Origin of the sequence: Actinomycetospora aurantiaca, from assembly GCF_037401875.1 — a bacterium.
GTDB classification, from domain to species: domain Bacteria; phylum Actinomycetota; class Actinomycetes; order Mycobacteriales; family Pseudonocardiaceae; genus Actinomycetospora; species Actinomycetospora aurantiaca.
On sequence record NZ_JBBEGN010000004.1, the window covers coordinates 34,735 to 50,837 of the forward strand.

At 73.9% G+C, this 16,103-nt stretch carries 14 protein-coding genes and 1 pseudogene; 4 read left to right on the forward strand and 11 right to left on the reverse strand.

Annotation, left to right across the window (positions count from 1 at the left end; translation table 11 throughout):
- Window positions 1-178: 178 nt before the first annotated feature.
- The 3 genes from WCD74_RS10595 to WCD74_RS10605 form a co-directional block, all read right to left on the reverse strand.
- A complete protein-coding gene (locus tag WCD74_RS10595) occupies window positions 179-547 on the reverse strand; it encodes a hypothetical protein (protein WP_337694828.1) in 369 nt (122 codons plus the stop codon).
- Window positions 548-858: 311 nt separating this feature from the next.
- A complete protein-coding gene (locus WCD74_RS10600) occupies window positions 859-1,257 on the reverse strand; it encodes a hypothetical protein (RefSeq protein WP_337694829.1) in 399 nt (132 codons plus the stop codon).
- A 171-nt stretch (window positions 1,258-1,428) separates the two neighbouring features.
- Window positions 1,429-2,349, reverse strand: coding sequence for a haloalkane dehalogenase (locus WCD74_RS10605; RefSeq protein ID WP_337694830.1), 921 nt, complete (start codon window positions 2,347-2,349; stop codon window positions 1,429-1,431).
- Window positions 2,350-2,493: 144 nt separating this feature from the next.
- On the opposite strand from WCD74_RS10605, the gene WCD74_RS10610 reads away from it, so the two are divergent.
- The 3 genes from WCD74_RS10610 to WCD74_RS10620 all read left to right on the forward strand — a co-directional run bounded on the left by WCD74_RS10610 (window position 2,494) and on the right by WCD74_RS10620 (window position 6,523).
- Window positions 2,494-3,879 carry a SatS C-terminal domain-containing protein gene (locus tag WCD74_RS10610; protein WP_337694831.1) on the forward strand — a complete coding sequence of 462 codons (1,386 nt, stop codon included), beginning with the start codon at window positions 2,494-2,496 and terminating at the stop codon, window positions 3,877-3,879.
- Between the two features lie 178 nt (window positions 3,880-4,057).
- Window positions 4,058-5,245 carry a PA containing protein gene (locus WCD74_RS10615; protein ID WP_337694832.1) on the forward strand — a complete coding sequence of 396 codons (1,188 nt, stop codon included), beginning with the start codon at window positions 4,058-4,060 and terminating at the stop codon, window positions 5,243-5,245.
- A gap of 78 nt (window positions 5,246-5,323) precedes the next feature.
- Window positions 5,324-6,523, forward strand: coding sequence for a D-alanyl-D-alanine carboxypeptidase family protein (locus WCD74_RS10620; protein WP_337694833.1), 1,200 nt, complete (start codon window positions 5,324-5,326; stop codon window positions 6,521-6,523).
- 98 nt (window positions 6,524-6,621) lie between these two features.
- On the opposite strand, the gene yhjD is transcribed toward WCD74_RS10620, so the two are convergent.
- The 4 genes and pseudogenes from yhjD to cofG form a co-directional block, all read right to left on the reverse strand.
- Complete coding sequence (gene yhjD, locus WCD74_RS10625) at window positions 6,622-7,674, reverse strand: inner membrane protein YhjD (RefSeq protein ID WP_337694834.1); 1,053 nt, start codon at window positions 7,672-7,674, stop codon at window positions 6,622-6,624.
- A 57-nt stretch (window positions 7,675-7,731) separates the two neighbouring features.
- Complete coding sequence (locus WCD74_RS10630; protein WP_337694835.1) at window positions 7,732-9,195, reverse strand: flavin-containing monooxygenase; 1,464 nt, start codon at window positions 9,193-9,195, stop codon at window positions 7,732-7,734.
- On the reverse strand, window positions 9,192-10,220 hold the full coding sequence (locus tag WCD74_RS10635; RefSeq protein ID WP_337694836.1) for an FO synthase: 1,029 nt from the start codon (window positions 10,218-10,220) through the stop codon (window positions 9,192-9,194). The genes WCD74_RS10630 and WCD74_RS10635 overlap by 4 nt, the downstream gene beginning before the upstream one ends.
- A gap of 23 nt (window positions 10,221-10,243) precedes the next feature.
- Window positions 10,244-11,410 (reverse strand): annotated as a pseudogene (gene cofG / locus WCD74_RS10640) (7,8-didemethyl-8-hydroxy-5-deazariboflavin synthase CofG); the annotation flags it as partial.
- A 114-nt stretch (window positions 11,411-11,524) separates the two neighbouring features.
- On the opposite strand from cofG, the gene WCD74_RS10645 reads away from it, so the two are divergent.
- Window positions 11,525-12,520 (forward strand): LLM class flavin-dependent oxidoreductase, encoded by a 996-nt coding sequence (locus WCD74_RS10645; protein ID WP_337694838.1) that lies wholly within the window; start codon window positions 11,525-11,527, stop codon window positions 12,518-12,520.
- Window positions 12,521-12,551: 31 nt separating this feature from the next.
- On the opposite strand, the gene WCD74_RS10650 is transcribed toward WCD74_RS10645, so the two are convergent.
- From WCD74_RS10650 to WCD74_RS10665, 4 genes are read right to left on the reverse strand one after another with little or no spacing between them, the layout of a single operon-like run.
- Window positions 12,552-13,421 carry an ABC transporter permease gene (locus WCD74_RS10650; RefSeq protein WP_337694839.1) on the reverse strand — a complete coding sequence of 290 codons (870 nt, stop codon included), beginning with the start codon at window positions 13,419-13,421 and terminating at the stop codon, window positions 12,552-12,554.
- Window positions 13,418-14,212 (reverse strand): ABC transporter permease, encoded by a 795-nt coding sequence (locus WCD74_RS10655; RefSeq protein WP_337694840.1) that lies wholly within the window; start codon window positions 14,210-14,212, stop codon window positions 13,418-13,420. Before WCD74_RS10655 ends, WCD74_RS10650 begins: the two co-directional genes overlap by 4 nt.
- Window positions 14,209-14,997: an ABC transporter ATP-binding protein gene (locus WCD74_RS10660; protein WP_337694841.1), complete on the reverse strand. Its 789-nt coding sequence runs from the start codon at window positions 14,995-14,997 to the stop codon at window positions 14,209-14,211. Before WCD74_RS10660 ends, WCD74_RS10655 begins: the two co-directional genes overlap by 4 nt.
- A complete protein-coding gene (locus WCD74_RS10665) occupies window positions 14,994-16,088 on the reverse strand; it encodes an ABC transporter substrate-binding protein (protein WP_337694842.1) in 1,095 nt (364 codons plus the stop codon). The genes WCD74_RS10660 and WCD74_RS10665 overlap by 4 nt, the downstream gene beginning before the upstream one ends.
- Between the last annotated feature and the right edge of the window lie 15 nt (window positions 16,089-16,103).

Below are 16,103 nucleotides of genomic sequence, written 5' to 3' on the forward strand. Positions count from 1 at the left end.
ATCGCGGGTCCGGGCGCCGCGTGGGAGGGCGACTGCCGACGCGGACCGGATCGGGGACGTGCGGACGACCCGGCCGGGGGCGAGCCCGGCCGGGCCGCAGACGCGGGGACCGTCCGGCACTCCGGCACTCGGGGGGAGTCGGAGCGGGGCCGACGGCACGTCGCCGCGGGAGGACGACTCAGATGCCGAAGATCTTGGTGATCTCCTTGGTGATGGTCGTGGTCTCGGTCTTGCTGTCGTTCACGACCTTGTTGCTGCCGTTCTGGATGCTCCCGCCGGCGACGTTGTTGCCGTTGAGGAACGAGTTGCCCGAGAAGTTGTCGCAGACGTTGCTCGGGGACACGTTCTGGTTGCCGCCGAGGACGCCGCCCAGCTTCACGTCGCCGGTGCCGTTCGAGTTGTCGGCCTTGACGAGGTTCGAGCAGCCGGACGAGGCCTTCTCGTGGCCACCGTCGTGGTGGTCGGAGGCGAAGGCGGCACCGGAGGTGGACGCGAGGCCCGCGCCGATGATCGCGGTGGTCAGAACGGTCTTACGGAAGGCAGACACTCTTTCTCCCCTGGCTCGTGGTCGAACGCGGCCGTGTCGGTCGCGCACCGTGCGTCGCGACACGACTACGCATCACGACCCGGTGACTTCAACGCCTCGATCGAGTGAAGGTCACGGCCAGGTGACGATCCGGGTCACGACGATCTCCACGATCGGGTGCTGAGTAGGGGATCCGACGAACCACTTCACCCGAACGGAGCAGGAAACGACGACGGGCCGGCACCCGGTCGGGATCGTGTCCCGGGGTGCCGGCCCGTCGGTCGTGCGGGTCGAGCTGGTCGAGCTGACTGCCTGCCCGCAGTCGGGAGGACTCAGTCCTCGGCGCCACCGACCGTCGTCGTCGAGTCCGTGGTGCTGGTGCGGGTCAGCGTCTGGGTGAGCGTGTCCCCGTTGACGACCGAGCCACCCAGCAGGGCGACGTTGTTGTTGGACAGGATCTCGTTGCCCGTGAGGATGTGGCAGAGGTTCGAGGCCGACAGGTCCTGGTCGCCGCCGGTGGTGTCGCCCAGCGAGTCGCCCGAGCCGTTCTTGGACTCCGCCGCGACGCTGTTGCTGCAGCCGCCGTCCTTCGGCTGGCTCATGTGCTTGCCGTGGCCGTGGCCGCCGTGGTGGCCGCCGTCGCCCGGGTCGTCCCCGGCGAACGCCGCACCGGACATGGAGCCGAGGCCGGCCCCGATGATCGCCGTCGCCAGCACGGTCTTGCGGAACATCGACACGTTCATTCCCCCGTGGATCTGAGGTGTCCTACGGCCCGCTGGTCGCGGGTCCGCGCCATCACGACGGCCTCAACGGGGACGGCAGACGGGGGTCACGGCTCGCGCGGTTACTTCATTCGTTCGAGCGTCATCCGCTGTGCAGACTCAAGCACTAGCCCGATCGCACTAACGAGCGAGCTGACGGACCAGTCCGACCACGATCGAGCCCAGTTCGGCGCCCGCGTCCTCCTGCAGGAAGTGCCCCGCGCCGTGCAGCACCGCGTGCTCCCGGTCCGCCGCGCCCGGCACGTGCTCGCGCAGCATCGGCGCCATCGGCCCGGTGATCGGGTCCGAGTCGGAGAACGCCAGGAGGAACGGGCGGGTGTAGTGCCCCAGGGCCTCCCAGGCCGCGCGGTTCGCCGACGTCTCCGGGTCGTCCGGGCGCGTGGGCACGAGCAGGGGCATCGCCCGCGGCCCGGCCTTGTACGACTCGTCCGGGAACGGCGCGTCGTAGGCCGCCCGCGCCGTCGGGGCCAGGCCCCGCGCGCAGCCCGACGCCACCAGCCGCCCGACGTCCAGGGCCTCCGCCCGCTCCACCGCGCGCCGGAAGCGCCACCACGGTTCGGGCATGTCGACGTCCCCGGTCGGCAGGCCGGTGTTCGCGGCGACCACCGCCCGGAACCGCTCCGGCGCCTCGGCGACCAGTCGCAGCCCGATCAGGCCGCCCCAGTCCTGGCCCAGGAGGACCAGGTCGTCGAGACCCAGCACGTCCACGACCGCCTCCCGCACCCAGGCGACGTGCCGGGCGTAGGAGTGGTCGGACACCTCGGCCGGCTTGTCCGATCGGCCGAACCCGACGAGATCGAGGGCCACCGCGCGGACCCCGACGCCCGCGAGCGTGTCCAGGATCGAGCGGTAGAGGTAGGACCACGTCGGCTCCCCGTGCAGCAGGAGCACCGTCGGGCCCGCGTCCGGTCCGACCCGGTAGGTCGCGACGCGCACCGGCTCCGGCCCGCCGTCGGGGTCGGCCACCTCCACGAAGACCGGCTCGTACCCGAAGCCGGTGAGTCCGCTGAAACGCTCGTCCGGGGTCCGCAGCAGCCGCACTCCGCGCAGCGTGCCAGGGTCCGCCGCCGGGGGCGAGCGACGTCGCAGGCCCGTCGGGTGACGCCCCGAACGGCCTGGTCACGCCACGGCCCCTAGGGTGGGCCGCCGCACGTGATCACCCGCAGGAGACACCGGAGGCCGACCGTGGCCCAGGACATCGTCCCGATCACCCTCGCGCTCACGGGTGGGGACCTGGTCACCCTCTGGGCGCCGCGCTGGCGGGAGGACGGCGAGGAGTGGGAGGCGTTCCTCGGCGACGACGACCACGTGTTCGCGTTCGCCGACGCCGCCGACCTCGCCGCCTGGATCCGCACCAGCGACGCCGACGGGCTGGAGCACGACCTCCTCGACCACCCGGCGTGGCCGGTGGTGGGCGGGCTCTCGGTCGACGAGCTCACCCCGGAGGACATCCAGCGCTACGACGTCGTCGGGGTCCCCGAGCTGGTCGCCGAGGAACCGGACACCTGGTCGGTCGACGACCTGGCCGAGATCACGACGATGGCGCGGTCGCTCGCGGACGTGTGCGACCTCGCGGTGGTCGTCGAGATCCTCGACTCCACCCCCGCCTTCGCCGCCCTCGGCAGCCAGTACGGCGCCGCGGCGTTCGGCGGCCGGGAGGGCGCGGCGCTGTGGGCCGAGCTCGCGGACGTCGTCGCCGAGCGCTGGGACGAGGTGCTCGACGCCCTGGACGCGCTCGTCACGACCCCCGAGGTCGACGTCGAGCTCGCCGCGAAGCTGCGGGCGACCGCGACCCCCGCCCCCGAGGAGACGGCCGACACCGACGACGACACCGACGAGGGCTCCGGCAGCGCCGAGGACGCGGAGAACCACCCCGCCGATCCGGAGGCGGTGGCGGACGACCCGCAGGACTCCGCGGTCGACGGTCCGCTCGCGGACGCCCCCGAGGACGTGCGGGCCGACACCGCGGGCGAGTCGCTGCGCTCCGACCTCGTCGACGCCGAGGAGGAACCGGAGCCCGGCTTCTGGGAGGAGGTCGGCATCGACCCGATCTCGGTGCTGTCCGCCGAGGGCGAGGTGATCACCCTGCGGTGCTTCCTCGACGACGAGCCGGTCTTCCTGGGCAAGGACGGCCGCATCGAGGTGTTCGCGAACGAGCGGGCCCTGCGCACGTGGATCGCGGGCGAGGGCGCCGAGGGCCACGACCTCGCGGAGGTCTCCACCTGGGCCGACGTCATGACGGCGGCCGTGGGCGGCGACCTGGAGGTCGAGGTGGCCCCGGAGAACCGGTACGCCCTGCTCGGGCTCGCCGAGGACCTGCTCGAGGGCCCGCAGGCGGTCGACCCGGCGCAGCTCGAGCTCGCCGTCGAGCTGCTGCTCGACGCCGCCGACTGGGCCGGCGACACCGCCACCCGGGAGGCGCTCGCGCCGTCCGAGTCGCTCGGGTGGTTGGTCTCGTTCGTCCTGCGCCCCGACCCAAACCGCCTCACCCCGAGCCCGCCGTTCACGCGCGAGTCCACCCGGTGGCGTGAGCTGGAGGACCGACTGCTGGGGCGGCTGCGCCACCCGTGACCCGTGTGGCGTACGAGGTGACACCGACGTGGCGGTGACCGGGGGCGCGTCCGAACGGGTCATCCGCCCTGGCTAGCCTGCGTCCTCGATGACCGACGTCGAGCTCGACCCCGTGTCGTCGTCCGACCTGGCCGTGTCCCCTCGGAGAGTGGCTCCTGTGATCGACACCAACCAGACCATGTCCTTCGATCGGATGCGCAGCATGCTCGTCCGGGCCGCCGAGGTCAGGGACTCCGAGCAGCAGCAGATCTTCGACTCGCTCGACGAGATCCACGGTCGGCTCGCGGCGCTGGACGCCCTCGGTGCGATCCGCAAGCGCCTCGCGGAGGTGCCCGACCGCACCGAGATGAGCGTGCTCGCCGAGCGCCTCGACGAGACCGTCGCGAAGCTCGACGCGCAGGAGTCGGCGATCTCGTCGCTGGCCCGCCTGGTCGAGGGGATCGTCGACCGCGTCGCCGACAAGCTCGCGACGCCGTTCGCGCAGCTCGACGGCCGGCTCGACGGCGTCACCGGCCGCTTCGAGGGCGTCGCCGGCCGGATGGACGGCCTCGAGGACCGGATCGGCGGGCTGCACAAGCGCCTCGACGACCTCGACAACCGTCTCGACCGCCACGAGATGCGTCTCGACGGCATGCCCGCCGCGGTCACCGGGCCGGTGCGCGAGCGGCTGGAGGCGGTCGAGTCGTCGCTGCGCGGGCAGGTCGAGGAGACCTCCCGCGCCCTGTCGGAGACCTCGCGCGCGCTCTCCGAGGAGATCGCCTCCTCCCGCCAGGCCGCGCACGGCGACGCCGAGGAGGCCCGCACCCAGGCCGGGACGACGTCCCGCGAGCTGACCACCCGTCTCGAGGAGCTCGCCGGCCGGCTGGACGGCCTCGGGACCCGGGTCGAGGGGGTCGAGACCTCGCTCGCGGGCCGGGTCGACACCGTCGAGTCCACCGTCGGCACCCGGATCGACGGCGTCGAGGGCAAGCTCGCGGGCACGGCGGACGAGGTCGGGAAGTCCCTGACGGGCCTCACCGCGCGCGTCGACGGCGTGGAGACGAACCTCCGCGACCGGGTGTCCTCGCTCGCGTCGTCCCTCGAGGCGTCGCTGGACAAGCTCGACGGCACCCTGGTCAACCGCCCCGACCACGAGGCCGTGGTCGCGCTGGTCAACCGCTCGAACGAGGAGTCCGAGCGTCGCCAGGCCGGTCAGCTCGACGAGGCCCTCTCGACGTTCGCCGAGATCATCCTCGGGTCCGGCGGGCAGCAGCAGGGTCCGGCGCCCCGCCCGGCGGCCCGGCGCAGCAACCGCAAGCCCGCGCTGACCTCCGGCCGCGACATCTCGCTCAACGGCGAGCACGCCCCGGAGGACGACGAGGGCTGATCCCTCCCGTTCCCGACTCTCGGCCCGTCCCCGGCTCCCGGGGACGGGCCGTCGTCGTCCGGCTAGGGTCGGTGCACGATGCCCCACCGCCTCAGGAACGGCACGGCCGCGCTCGTCGTCGCCCTGCTCGTCCTGCTCGGCGCCGCCCCGACGGCGTCGGCGGTTCCCGCCCAGGCCGAGTGCCCGCAGGTGAACCAGCCGGCCCCACCGGTCGACGAGTCGGAGGCGCCCCGGGCGGGCGGCTCCGCCCCGGCGCCGCTGCCGGTCCCGCCCGAGCCGGTCGGGGGCGAGCAGATGGGCACCTGCGGCACCGTCGTCCCCGCGGGCGCGCCCGCGCCGCCAGAGGTCGGGGTGCAGTCCTACGTCGTCGCCGACCTCGACACCGGCGCGGTGCTGGCGGCGAAGGTCCCGCATGCCCGGCTGCGGCCCGCGTCCCTGCTCAAGACGCTCACCGGCCTGCTCGCCGCGCAGCGACTGCCGCTGGACGAGGTGCTGGTCGGGACCCAGGACGACGCGAACCAGGAGGGCACCCGCGTCGGGATGGGGCCCGGCGGGCAGTACACGGTCCGGCAGGTCTTCGACGCCATGCTCATGGCCTCGGGCAACGACGCCGCGCACGCCCTCGCCGTGCGGCTCACCGGCTCGGTGCCCGCGACCGTGGACCTGATGAACCGCACCGCGGCCGGGATCGGCGCCCTCGACACCCGCGCCGCGACGCCGTCGGGCCTGGACGGCCCGGGACAGAGCTCGAGCGCCTACGACCTCGCCAGCATCTTCCGGCTCGGGATGCGGGAGGCGCCGTTCGCGCAGGCGGTGGGCACGCGGCAGATCCAGTTCCCGGGGTTCGGGCCGACGCCGCCGTTCGCGGTCGACAACGACAACAGGATCTTCCGCTACCCGGGCGCGCTGGGCGGCAAGACCGGGTTCACCGACGACGCCCGCCACACCTACATCGGCGCCCAGGACCGCGGCGGTCGCCGGCTCGTCGTCGTGCTCATGCACGGCGAGCAGCGGCCGGTGCCGATGGTCGAGCAGGGGGTGGCCCTGCTCGACTACGGCTACGCCCTCCCGCGCGACGCCTCCGTCGGCCGGCTCACCGAGCGGGCGCCCGACACCGGGTCGGCGGCGCAGACCGGCGACCCCTCCCCCGCGTCCGCCGCCGACACCCCGGACTCCCCGGCCACCGGCGACACGAGCTGGGGGACGTGGCTCGCGATCGGCGTCGTCGTCGCCCTCGGCCTCGTCGTGCTGCTCGCCCGCCTGCGGCGCCGGTCCTGACGCGGCCGTAAAGGACCGACCCGGAAACGGGACGAACGGGCCGTTCGTCACCTTCTTCGGTGACGAACGACCCGTTCGTCCGGTATGAGGGCGAGAGCTCAGCGCCGTCGACGCATCCCGTTGATCCCGAGCAGTCCGCCGACCATGCCGAGCACCGCGCCGGCGCCGAGCAGACCCGCCGTCGTCCGGGCGCCGGGGGCGCGGCCGACGCTGATGGCGGGCCGGACGATCACCGGGGCCGGCTCCGGGATCTCCTCGCGCTCGTTCTCCTTGAGCGTCGCCGCCCAGGCGGTGACGAACAGGATGAAGCGGGAGACGAAGTTCGCGAACACCAGCAGACCGATGATCGGTCCGAACGCCGCCCCGGCCGGGGAGTTGGTGACGCTCGCGATGTAGATGGTCATGATCTGCTGCAGGATCACGAAGCCGATCGACGCGAGGATCGCCGCCCGCCCCGCGGACCGCAGCGTCACGGGCTCGCGCGGCAGGCGGGCGATCACCCAGAGGAAGACCAGCCAGTTCGCGGCCAGGGTGATGACGATGCCGATCAGGCTCAGCACCACCTGCACCCACGTCTGCCCGGCCAGCCCGAGGAACTCCGCGACGATCCGGCCCGCGCCGTTGGCGACGGCGGTGATGGCGAACGACAGCGCCAGCGCCACCCCGAGCCCGATCATGGCCAGCAGGTCGCCGGCGTAGCGCTTGACCACGGTCGGCGGGTCGCCGCGCTGGTCCCACTGCTCGGAGAGTGCCTCGCGCAGGTTGCCCATCCAGCCGAGCCCGGAGTAGAGCGCACCGAGCAGGCCGACGAGGCCGACCGCGTTGCGCTGCTGGATCGCCTGCTGGATGACCTGGTTCAGGAGGTCACCGAGCCCGGGCGGCGCGGCCTGGGTGATGCTCACCGAGATCTGGTCGAGCAGCTGCTGGTTGTTGGCCAGCACGAACGCCGCGGCCGCGAACGCGATCATGAGCAGCGGGACCAGCGCCAGGATCGAGAAGTACGTGATCGCCGCGGCGTAGTGGTCCCCGTGCTTCTCGGTGTAGCGCGTGCCCGCGCGCACCACGTGGTCGAGCCACGGGTACTTCTCGCGGATCTGCTCGAACTTCGTCTTCTCGGCCGGCTCCGCCGTGCCGTACATGGTGGTGCTCATGCCCGCCCTCGTCTCCCCGACCGGATTCGGCACTGACCTACCCGGCGGAGGCCCCGGTCACGCGGGGGCGACCTGGGCGGCACCGAGATAGGGGGCCGGGTCGAACCGCGCGTTGCGCTCCCGGAACGAGCGCGCGGAGCCCGGCCACAGCAGCGTCAGGCGGCCGCTGGCCTCGTCGAGGTACCAGCTGCGGCACCCACCGCGGAGCCAGACGGTGTCGCGGGCGGCGTCGTCGACGTCGCGCACGTACGCCCGCTCGGCGGCCGCGGACACCTCGAGCGGGGCGCCCGTCGCCCGCAGGTGGGCCAGCGCACCGAGCACGTAGTCGATCTGGGTCTCGATCATGTAGACCGCGGAGTTGTGGCCCAGGCTCGCGTTCGGGCCGTCGAGGACGAACATGTTCGGGAACCCGTGCACCGCGGTCGAGGCGTACGCGCTCATCCCGTCCGACCAGTGCCGGGCGAGGCTGCCCCGACGCCCGTGCACGCGCTCGGCGTAGGGCTGGCGGGTGGTGTGGAAGCCGGTGGCCAGCACCAGCGCGTCGAGCGCGTGCCGGCGGCCGGACGCGGCGACCGCGGCGCCCGGCTCCAGCCCCGTGAGGGCGGTGTCCTCCAGCGTGACGTCGTCGCGGTCGAGCGCCGGGTAGAGCTCGTCGGACAGGACGATGCGCTTGCACCCGATCTCGTAGCCGGGCGAGAGCCGGGCCCGCAGCCCGGCGTCGCCGACCTGGGCGTGCAGGTGCCGCTGGGCCCGGTCCCGCAGCTCGTCGATCGCGGGCCGGACGCGGCGGCGGGCGGCGACCGCCTGCTCGGCGTCGTCGAAGATGTCCTCCCGCAGCCGCCGGGCGGCCGCCGGGTCGCGGGTGAAGCGGGAGCGCTCGGCCGCGGTGTAGGCCCGGTCGCCCCGCGGCAGCACCCACGCGGGCGTGCGCTGGAGGACGACGAGCCGCCGGGCCCGGCCGGCCAGCCGCGGGATCACCTGCGCGGCCGAGGCCCCGGTGCCGACGACGCCGACCCGCAGGCCCGCCGGGTCGAACCCGGGGTCCCAGCGGGCGGTGTGCAGGACCGGGCCGGCGAAGTCGTCGAGGCCGGGGACGTCCGGGATGCGCGGCTCGGTCAGCCGGCCGGCGGCGAGCACCAGGACGCGGGCCCGCCACGTCCCGCGACCGGTGTCGATCTCCCAGTGCTCCCCCGTCCACCGGGCGCTGCGCATCTCGGTGCCGAGCCGCAGGTGCCCGGTGACGCCCTCCTCGTCGACCGCGGTGCGCAGGTAGTGCTGGATCTCCGCGCCCGGCGCGTAGACCCGCGACCAGTCCGGCGCCGGGCGAAACGAGAACGAGTACAGGTGCGACGGCACGTCGCACGCGACCCCGGGGTAGCGGTTGTCGCGCCACGTCCCGCCCACGTCGTCGGCCCGCTCCAGCAGCACGAAGTCGTCGACGCCCTGCCGGCGCAGCCGGATCGCCAGACCGAGGCCCGCGAACCCGGCCCCGACGATCGCGACGTCCGTGGTCGCGCTCATGCCACCGTCACCCGCTCCGGGTCCACCTCGCCGTAGAGCGTCGTGCGCTGCCGGACCCCGCGGCCGAGCTCGGCGGCGACGGCGTGGACGTCGTCGACGGTGAGGGACCGCCCGGCCTCCGGGCCGGCGTCCGGGTCCAGCGCCCCGTCGAGCAGCAGGCCGCCGAGGTCGTCCGCGCCGCCGCGCAGCACCGCGAGCACGGTCGGGTGGTCGAGCTTCGGCCACGCCGCCTGCACGTGGTCGATGCGGCCGTGGAACAGCAGGCGCACGACGGCGTGCAGCGCGCGCGTCTCGCGGACCGACGCGCCCCGGGCCGCCACCCCGGGCGGCACGGCGACCAGCGGCATCGCGATGACCTCGGTGAAGCCGCCGGTCTCGTCCTGGAGCCGGGCGAGGGCCCGCAGGTGGGCGACCTGCTGCGACGCGGTCTCGACGTGCCCGTAGACGATCGTCGCGGTCGACCGGAGCCCGACGCGGTGCGCGGTGCGGACCAGCTCGACCCAGCGGGCGGCGGGGATGTCCGTGCCGCCGGTCAGCGCCGCGCGGACGTCGTCGTCGAGGATGCGGGCGGCCGTGCCCGGCACCGAGCCGAGGCCGGCCGCGCGGGCCGCCGTCAGGAAGTCCTCCACCGACGTCCCCCGGCGGGCCGCCGCCGCCTCGACCTCGGCGGGGCGGAAGGCGTGGACGTGCAGCGGGCGGCGTCCGGCGACGCGCGCGACCAGCTCCACGGCCGCGTCCGGTCCGGCGTCCTCCGGGAGCGGGCCCTGCAGGCACACCTCGGTCGCGCCGAGCTCCCAGGCCTCGTCGACCAGCGCGTCCAGGTGCTCCGGGGTCGCGACGAGGCCCGGGTCGAGGTTGCGGTTGACGACGACGGTGAGGTCGTCGCCGACGGCCCGGCGCCGGACGTCGTCGGCGAGGGCGCAGAGCTCGTCGAGCTCCTCGCCGTCGGCACCCAGCAGCGCCACGTACCCGTCGTCGGGAAGCCCCGCGGGGTCGTCCCGGGCCGCCCGGAGCCACGGTGTCACCGGGGGGCCACCAGACCGTCCGCATCGGCCAGCTTCCCGACGGCGGGTGCGACGGCGGGGTCGATCCACCCCGGTTCGCGCTGGTAGCGCGGGTAGACGGTGAGCCGCGGGCGGAGCGTGAAGCCGGACGCGTCCGTGACGGCGGCGAGGGCGTCGAGCCCGGGCCAGGGGCGCTCGGGGTTGACGTGGTCGGGCGTGACGGGCGAGACGCCGCCCCAGTCGTCGATGCCGGCCCGCAGCAGCAGGGTCTGGTCGGCGGTCGCGTCGTCCGCGTCGCCGAGCTCCCCCGCCAGGTTCGGCGGGGCCTGCACCGTCACCCCGAGCGGCATCAGCAGCCGCGCGACCGCGACCGCCGCGACGAACTCGTCGAACTCCGCGTCCGGCTCACCGCGCATCGCGGTGTCCGGCTTCGCGCGGAAGTTCTGGACGATGACCTCCTGGACGTGCCCGTACTCCTGCGCGAGTCGCGCGAGGGCGAGCAGGGACTCGGCCCGGTCGCGCAGCGACTCCCCGATGCCGACGAGGATGCCGGTGGTGAACGGCACGCGCGCCCGCCCGGCGTCGGCGATCGCCGCCAGCCGCACCGCGGGGTCCTTGTCCGGGGACCCGAAGTGCGCGCCGCCGGGCTCGACGAGCAGCGTCGACGTCGACTCCAGCATCATCCCCATCGACGGCGCGACCGGCCGGAGCACGGCGAGCTCGTCGGGGGTCATGACGCCGGGGTTGAGGTGCGGCAGCAGCCCGGTCCCGTCGAGCACCGCCTGCGCGGCGGTGCGGACGTAGTCGATGGTGGAGGCGTACCCGCGGGCGGAGAGCCACGCGTCCGCGGCCCGCCAGCGCGCCTCCGGCCGGTCGCCGAGGGTGAACAGCACCTCGGTGCAGCCCTGGTCGGCGCCCGCGCGGGCGATGTCGAGGACCTCGTCGAGCTCGAGGTAGGCCGCGGGGACGCGCCCGGGCACCGTCGCGAACGTGCAGTAGTGGCAGCGGTCGCGGCACAGGCGGGTGAGCGGGACGAAGACCTTGGGGCTGTAGGTCACCGTGCCCGGGCGGCCCTCGTGGGCGAGGTGCTCGTCGCGACGGCGGCCGGCACGCTCGAGCAGCGACTCCAGCGCGTCACCCCGGGCGCGCAGCAGCGTGACGACCTCGTCGACGGCCGGGAGCCCGGCCGCGTCCCTGTGATCACCCACCACCCGAACGTACGCCCGCCGCGGCCACGGCCGCACCGCCCGCGGGACGGAGGGGTCCGTTCGCGCGCCGTCGTCGCTAGTGTGAAGTGGACCACTCACAGCAGAGGGGACATCGTCATGAAGCTCGCGCTGTACCTGCCGAACTTCCGCACCGAGGTCACGATCAAGGAGCTCGAGGACCTGACGGACCTCGCCGAGGAGCTCGACTTCGACTCGGTGTGGACGCTGGACCGCATCGTGGTCCCGGAGGCCTCGGACCGCGAGGAGCTCCAGCACACGTTCGGGATGATGGACAACCTGCCGCACGCCCTGCCCGTGCAGTCGCGCGGCCAGTGGTTCCAGGGCTACCCGCTGCTGCCGTGGCTGGCGGCGCGCACGTCCAAGGTCCGCATCGGGCAGAGCATCATCGACACCCCCTTCCGCGCGCCGGGCGTCCTCGCCGCGGAGCTGGCCACCATCGACCACCTCTCCGGAGGGCGCCTCAACGTGGGCCTGGGCGCCGGCTGGATGCCCGAGGAGTTCGCCGCCGCGAGCGCGTCGGACATCTTCCCGAAGCGGCACAAGCACGTCCGCGAGACCATCGAGGTCCTCCAGGGCGTCTGGGGCAACGAACTGTTCGAGTACCACGGCGAGTTCGCCGACTTCGACCGCTGCGGGTTCGGCGCCAAGCCGCTGCAGCAGCCGCGCCCGCCGATCTTCATGAGCGGCCTCAAGGACCCGCTGCGCTCCGCCCGGCGCATCACGAAGTACGACCTCGACGGCTGGATCGGCATCCAGGACTCGCCGGAGGGCCTCGCGAAGTGGCTCACCGCGATCGACGAGCAGTTCGAGGAGATCGGCAGCCCGAAGCGGTCGAAGGACCTCGAGATCTGCAGCATGATCTGGACGGTCATCACCGAGGAGGAGACCGACCAGAGCACCGCGGGCGGCGTGGCGTCGAACCTGCTGGTGGGCACCGAGAAGCAGGTCACCGACCGGCTCAAGGCGTACAAGGACGCCGGCCTGACGATGCCGCTGATCTGGCCGCCGTTCGTCGACGTCCCGGTGTCGAAGACCCTCGACGACCTCAAGCGGATCAAGAACGACATCCTGCCGAAGGTCGAGGCCGCCTGACGGGTCCGACCGCCCCGGGCCTCGCGGGCCCTCAGGAGCGTTCGTCGCCGCCCGCGAGGCCCATCCGGGCCACCACGAGCGACTCCACGATCCCGATCAGGGCGTAGAGCGCGACGCACGCGGCGGTCACCACGACGACCGCCGCCCACATCTCGATGTAGCGGAAGCCCGCCACGGCGGTGATCATGCGCGTCCCGCTGCCGCGGCCGGTGGCGAGCCACTCGGCCATGAGTGCACCCACCATGGCCGCCGGCACCCCGACGCGCGCAGCCGCGAAGACGGCGGGGACCGCCGAGGGCAGCATCACGCGGCGCAGCCGCGTGAGCCGTCCGCCGCCGTACACGGTGACCAGCTCCATGGCCCAGGGCGACGCGGAGCGCAGCCCGAAGACCATCGTCACCAGGGCGGGGAAGAAGACCACGATCCCGCCGATGACGCCGGTCGCGGTCAGCCCTCGGCCGAAGGCGAGCACGATCAGCGGCGTCATCGCGACCAGCGGCACCGAGCGCAGCAGGGTCGCGACCGGCATCAGGGCCTGCTCCACCGAGCGCGACACGACGAACACCGAGGCCGCGATACCGGCCGCGGCCAGGCCCGCCACGTACCCGATGCCCGCGTCGACGAACGTCACCCCGAGGTCGCCGAGCACCTGTGCCCGGTTCGCCGCCGAGGCGGGGAGCCCGAACAGCCACTCGGCCACGTCCCACGGGGTCTTCCCGATGAGGGCGCGGACGCCGAACACCTGCAGGAAGAGCGTCCAGAGCACGAGGATGACCACGAGCGACACCCCGACCGGGACGAGCCGGCGGGCGATCGCGGCCAGCGCCTCGCGCCCGAACCCGCCGCCGGACGCGGGCGGGGTGGGTCCGGCGGTGCCCGGGTCGACGGTCGGGGCGCTCACGGACCGACCTCCCGGCCGGCCGACCAGGGGGTCGCGACCCGCTCGACGAGCCCGAGCGCGAGGTACCCGACGCCGGCGACGAGCCCGCACACCACCGCGATCCCCCACGTGCGCGGGGCGTCGAGCTGCTGCTGCGCAAGGGTCATCGCCACGCCCAGCCCGGTGTCGAGCCCCCCGAGGTACTCCCCGATGATCGCGCCGAGCACGGCGGAGGGAGCAGCGATCTTCAGCGCGGCGAGCACCGCGGGCGCCGCCGAGACGATCTGCACGCGGCGGATCCGCTCCAGGCGCCCGCCGCCGAAGACCGTCACCACGTCCAGGGCCGCGCGGTCGGCGGAGCGCAGTCCGAGCAGGGTGCCGACGGTGGTGGTGAAGAAGCAGAAGATCGCGGCGAGCGCGATCGACGGGGTCCGCCCGCCGAACACGACCGCCAGGATCGGTCCCACCGCCACGACCGGCAGGCAGTAGCTGATCACGGCGATGTTCAGGACGAGCGTCTCGAGCCACGGCAGGGCCACCACGAGCAGCGCCAGCAGGATCGCGAGGCCGTTGCCCCACAGGAACCCGGACAGCGCGGTCGAGGCGGTGGCGGCGACGTTCGGGAGGTAGAAGCCCGCACCGTCGGCGACCATCGCGGCGAGCATCTGCGGCGGGGTGGGCACGGCGCCGCTCCCGCCCGGGGGCGCCCCCGCGGGCGGCGGGAAGAACACCAAAGCCGCCACCCACCAGACGGCGATCACCGCGAGCCCGCCGACCAGGCCGCCCACCCACGCGGGCCGCCGGCCGCTCATCCCGGCACCTCGGCCTGGACACGGCCGAAGATGAGCTCGGAGAGCCGGTCGTGCAGGGCGTGGAATTCCGGGGTGCGCATCATCTCCGGCTGCCGCGGGCGCGGCAGGTCGATCGGGACCACCTCGACGATGCGTCCCGGCCGCGGGCTCATGACGGCGACCTCGTCGGACAGGAACACCGCCTCGGCGATGCCGTGGGTGACCATGAGGGTGGTGGCGCGCCGGGCGGTCCAGATGCGCTGCAGCTCGAGGTTCAGCCGCTGGCGGGTCATGTCGTCGAGGGCGCCGAACGGCTCGTCGAGCAGCAGCACCGTCGGCTCCAGGACGAGCGCCCGCGCGATCGACACCCGCTGGCGCATGCCGCCGGAGAGCTGCGCGGGCTTGGCCTTCTCGAACCCCTCGAGGCCGACCAGCGCGACGAGCTCGCGCACCAGCTCCTCGTTCGCCTCCCGCCCGGAGACCTGCAGGGGCAGCCGGATGTTCGACTCCACCGACCGCCACGGCAGCAGCGCCGGGTCCTGGAAGGCGACCCCCAGCTCACCCGACGTCCGGAGCTGCGCGGGCGTCCGGCCGGTGACCGCGACCGTCCCCGCGCCGGGCTCCTCCAGCCCCGCGAGCACCCGCAGCACCGTCGACTTCCCGCAGCCCGACGGGCCGATCAGCGACACGAACGAGCCGTCGTCGGTCCGCAGGTCGACGTCGTCCAGGGCGCGGGTCACGCGGCGGCCCCGCCCGAACTCCTTGGTCAGCCCGGCGATCTCGATGCCCGGGCGGACGTCACTCACGGCAGGGCCACGCGCAGCGACGGATCCTCGGCGTAGACCTCGCTCAGCAGCGAGAGGTCGAAGAGCTGCTCGCGCGTGACGGTCGTCCCGGCCAGGGAGAGCGCCCGCAGGTTCTCCTCGACGAGGGTGTCGGTCATCGTGAACAGCCCGTTCGCGCGGGTGTCGGGGGAGATCACCAGGGCGTTCTGGTCGGTGGCCTCCTTGATCTGGCCGGGCACGTCGAGCCCGAGGTCGCGGCCGTACACCTCGACCGTCAGCCGGGCGACCTCCGGGATCTCGCGCACGGCGTCGTTCCACCCGCGCACCTCCGCGCGCAGGAACGCCTTGAGCTTGGCCCGCTCGGTGTCGATCGTCTCCTGGAGCACCGTCACCGTCTCCGCCACGAGGGGGAGCCCGTGGTCGGCGAAGAGGAACGTGGTGTTCGCGAAGCCGCGGCGGGCCAGCGAGTTCGGCTCGTTGGTGATGTAGGCGAGGTAGCCGTCGATCTCGCCGGTGGTCAGCGGGGCGGCGTCGAACTGGACCGGGACTCGGGTGATCTGGGCCGCGTCGATGCCGTTGGCCCGCAGCAGCCCGTTCCACACCTGGTCGTTCGAGTCCTGGACGCCGATGCGCTTCCCGATCATCGCCCGGGGCTCCGGGATCGGGTTCGCCGCGCCGGAGACGATGCAGAACGGGTTCTTCTGGTAGGTCGCGCCGACGATCTTCAGCGGGGCGCCCTGCAGGATCGCCGGCGCGGTCAGGGCCGGCGCGGACAACCCGGCCCAGCAGTTGCCGGACACCAGGTTCGCCTCCACCCCCGTCGAGGCCGAGCCCCCGGCGAGCAGGTCGATCCCCTCGAACCCGGCCTCGCGGTAGTAGCCGCGCGCGTCGGCCATGTACTCCCCGGCGAACTCGGTGTTCTTGATCCACGAGAGCTGGATCGCCTCCCGGCCGTACGCGTTCGAGCCGGGTGCCGCCGGCGCCGCGCCCGGATCCGATCCGCCGCCGCACGCGGCCAGCAGGGCCCCTCCCCCGACCGCGCCCGCCGCCAGGCCGGACCAGCGGAGGAAGGAACGGCGCCCGATCGCGGGCGCGGCCGAGGTGGTCGGCACGGGACCTCCAGGTCT